Source organism: Corynebacterium sp. HMSC077D03, assembly GCF_001808545.1.
GTDB lineage: Bacteria > Actinomycetota > Actinomycetes > Mycobacteriales > Mycobacteriaceae > Corynebacterium > Corynebacterium simulans.
In genome coordinates this window covers 1-3,261 of record NZ_KV793693.1, presented here as the reverse complement: position 1 = coordinate 3,261, position 3,261 = coordinate 1, and the positions used below count along the sequence as shown (strand labels likewise).

The window sequence follows — 3,261 nt, the reverse complement described above, 5'->3', positions numbered from 1 at the left end:
GAACGCCAACGAAAAATGCTCGAGTGGTACGGGCCTGACCCCATGAAGTAACTAACCGTGTACCCGCCCCGCAACACGCCGAACGGACACACATTCTGCTACTTAACCCTACTTTTTGGTTGTTCATGTTTCAGCTTCTCTACACATTCAAAGGACAACTGCACAATGACCTAAATCAGGCCGACTTGGCCTCAGTGGCTGCGCTTACCGCCATCCATTTTCATTTAATTGTCAATAAGCGTCGACGGGGATAGGCTGAGTGCATGGCACACGAGCACCACGACCACGATCACTCCAGCACGCCGCTGCGCGCACTCTTGATTGCGCTAGGCATTACCGGCACCGTCTTCTTCGCGGAGCTGATCGGCGGCTGGTTGGCGGGTTCGATGGCGCTGATGGCGGATGCGATGCACATGCTTTCCGACGCTGCGGGGTTGATCATCGCGGTGTTAGCGGTGTTGGTTGGGCGCCGACAAGCATCGGCTCAGGCCACGTACGGCTACCGACGAGTGGAGGTGCTTGCTGCACTGGCGAACGCAGTGATGGTGCTGGCGATCTCGGTGTGGATTGTCGTCGAGGCGGTGCGCCGCCTGCAGAGCCCGGCCGAAGTGCAGGGAAAAACGATGCTGATCATCGCGGTGATCGGCCTGGTGGCGAATGCGCTATCGGCGTGGGTTCTGCACCGGCACCGCAAATCCTCGATCAACGTGGAGGGCGCGTTCTTGCACGTGTTAGTGGATATGCTCGGCTCGGTCGCAGTAATCGTGGCCGGCATCGTGGTACTGACCACGGGGTTTGTGGCGGCGGACGTGATCGCCTCCCTAGCGATCGCGGCGATGGTGCTGCCGCGCGCCTGGCAGCTCATGCGGCTTTCGGCGAGCGTGCTGCTCGAGCAAGTCCCGGCGGACTTCGACGCCAGTGCGATCGAGCCCGCGCTGCGGCAGGTCGAGGGCGTTGCTGACATCCACGACCTGCACCTGTGGAGCCTGGACGGCGTGAACGTGCTCACGACCGTGCATATCGTGCGCGACGGCACCGTCGGCACCGGCCCGCTGTTGGATGCCGCCCAGCAGGCCCTGCGCGAACACGGTATCGAGCACTCCACCATCCAGATTGAGCACCCAGAGCACGAATCCCACGAGACGGTGTGCTGATTCCCTTCTAACCTGACTTAGGCCAATTTTGTGCGGAAGTTCGCGGCCGGTGATTACTTGGATGGTGGCAGTGAGGTCGGGCGGGAATGGTACGGCGGCGTGAATGGTTTCGCCGCCAACGACGAGTTGAAAGCTGCGGTATTTCTTGAGTGTTCTCACGAGGCGTTTGATGAAGTGACCACTGCGGGTCTCCATCAGGTGGGTCACGGCTAGTGCTGCCATCACAATATTGAGATGTGCTGTGATCGAGTTTTGTTTCCTCGCATAGATTGGGCGTGCTTTCAGGTCTGATTTCGACATCCGATACGACATTTTCAATGTGGAATAGCCTGCGGTAATGCCTGATAACCTCCTGGGCGGGAAGAGCGGTCAGGTCGGTTTCATAGCCTTTAATTCCGGCTAGGGCTCGGTGTTTGCAGCGAGAGCGTAGTTGACCTTCTTGTTCGGGGTGGAAAGATCGAAATAGCGGTTGCGCTTAATGGCGATTTCGCCGTCAACAGCGCGTTTGGCTTTTGCGACTTGCTCTTTGATTCCGCGCAGGCCGCGTCTGGCCCGATCATAGGAGTACTGGAAGTGGGTCACCGTATTCGGGGTTGTGTGTTTGCGCGCATCGCTTGCCGAGGCTTGTGTCCAGATCTGGCCGTGGGCGTAGGCTTCACCAGGGATTTCCCGCCGCCAGGTTTCAATCACCTCAGGCACGGTGGGGTTTCACCGACAAAATGTAGTGCAGACCTGCATCTATCAATGCTTGCTTGTTCGGAGGGTGTCAAGTTGTTTGTGTGTGGGGCTAGGTTTATAGGTATTTGTCGAAGCGGTCGGGGTAGGCAACGGCCATTTGGTTGATGGCTTGTTTCCAGCCGGAAACTCGGGCTCCTTCCATGAGTCTGCCGGCTGTCGCTGAGACTCGTTTGCCTTGCTTTGCCCTCTTTGCGGCTCGTTTGTCTTCGATGTTGCAGGTCATCAACCACAGCGTCTTTATCGCTGATTCATCGTTGGTGAACTGCACCCTGTTGCGGGTAGCTTTACGCAGTTCATTGTTAAACGACTCAATGGAGTTCGTCGTATAGATTACCTTTCTGGCTGCTGGTGGGAACTGCAGAAACGGTACGAAACGCGCCCACGCATCACGCCAGACCTTGACTGAGCGGGGATATTTCTCACCCAGCTCGGAGGCTTCAAATTCGTCTAAAGCAACCTGTGCTGTGGGCTCGTCCGTGGCAGTGTAAATCTTTTTCAACGCGGCTGATACGCCCCGGCGATCCCCGTAGGCTACCCACCGGTTAGCGGCGCGAATCAGGTGCACGATACAGGTTTGCACCATAGAGTTCGGCCAGGTTGCCTCAACTGCCTCTGGCAGGCCTTTCAGCCCGTCACAGCAGACGATAAAGACGTCCTTGACCCCACGGTTAGAAAGGTTGGCGCATACCTGCGCCCAGAATGAAGCGCCTTCTTCCTTGGCAATCCACAATCCTAAAATGTGCTTAATACCGTTGAGATCCACGCCGATTGCCATGTACGCAGATTTGTTGACTACTCGGCCGTCGTCGCGGACTTTAATGCGCAACGCGTCCAGGAAAACCACGGGGTAGAACTCGTCTAGCTGGCGGTTTTGCCAGACCATGACCTCATCGAGCACGGCGTCAGTAACCGCAGAAATCGTCTCATGGGAAATATCGACACGCATCGACGTTGCCATATGGTGCTGGATGTCCCTAATTGTCATCCCACCGGCGTACAAGCTGACGATCATGTCATCGACATCAGTCAAGCGCCTAGAACCTTTAGGGACCATAGTCGGCAAGAATGTTCCAGCCCGATCCCGAGGGACATCAACGGTGACTGGCCCGTAGTTAGAATCCACGGTCTTTGGATACGACCCGTTGCGGTAATTGTCTGTTCTAGCTGCAGCTTTAGCGCTCCTGTCGCCAGACTCGTAGCCCAGGTGGGCATCCATTTCAGCGTTGAGTCCCCTGGTAATCGAGGCTTGTAACATGCCGCGAACTAGGTCGTTGGCATCCGTTGTGGACGTGCCTAGGTCATCAATCAGTTTCGCGATGTCAGGGTTAGCAAGCAGCTTCTTTGAAGCGTCCTGGGTTTAGTTCCGCTT

4 protein-coding genes are annotated in these 3,261 nt (G+C 56.6%); 2 read left to right on the top strand and 2 right to left on the bottom strand.

What is annotated here, in order from left to right; genetic code table 11:
• Nucleotides 1–263: 263 nt before the first annotated feature.
• Both HMPREF2888_RS08105 and HMPREF2888_RS08100 read left to right on the top strand, forming a co-directional pair.
• The gene (locus HMPREF2888_RS08105; RefSeq protein ID WP_005328806.1) at nucleotides 264–1,154 is read left to right on the top strand and encodes a cation diffusion facilitator family transporter; all 891 of its coding nucleotides are present in this window, start codon (nucleotides 264–266) and stop codon (nucleotides 1,152–1,154) included.
• Between the two features lie 30 nt (nucleotides 1,155–1,184).
• Complete coding sequence (locus HMPREF2888_RS08100; RefSeq protein ID WP_005324624.1) at nucleotides 1,185–1,367, top strand: hypothetical protein; 183 nt, start codon at nucleotides 1,185–1,187, stop codon at nucleotides 1,365–1,367.
• A 186-nt stretch (nucleotides 1,368–1,553) separates the two neighbouring features.
• Here the strand turns inward: HMPREF2888_RS08100 and HMPREF2888_RS08095 are convergent, their stop codons facing one another.
• Both HMPREF2888_RS08095 and HMPREF2888_RS08090 read right to left on the bottom strand, forming a co-directional pair.
• On the bottom strand, nucleotides 1,554–1,853 hold the full coding sequence (locus tag HMPREF2888_RS08095; RefSeq protein WP_141740993.1) for a hypothetical protein: 300 nt from the start codon (nucleotides 1,851–1,853) through the stop codon (nucleotides 1,554–1,556).
• A gap of 94 nt (nucleotides 1,854–1,947) precedes the next feature.
• Nucleotides 1,948–3,228: an IS256 family transposase gene (locus HMPREF2888_RS08090; protein ID WP_083296629.1), complete on the bottom strand. Its 1,281-nt coding sequence runs from the start codon at nucleotides 3,226–3,228 to the stop codon at nucleotides 1,948–1,950.
• Between the last annotated feature and the right edge of the window lie 33 nt (nucleotides 3,229–3,261).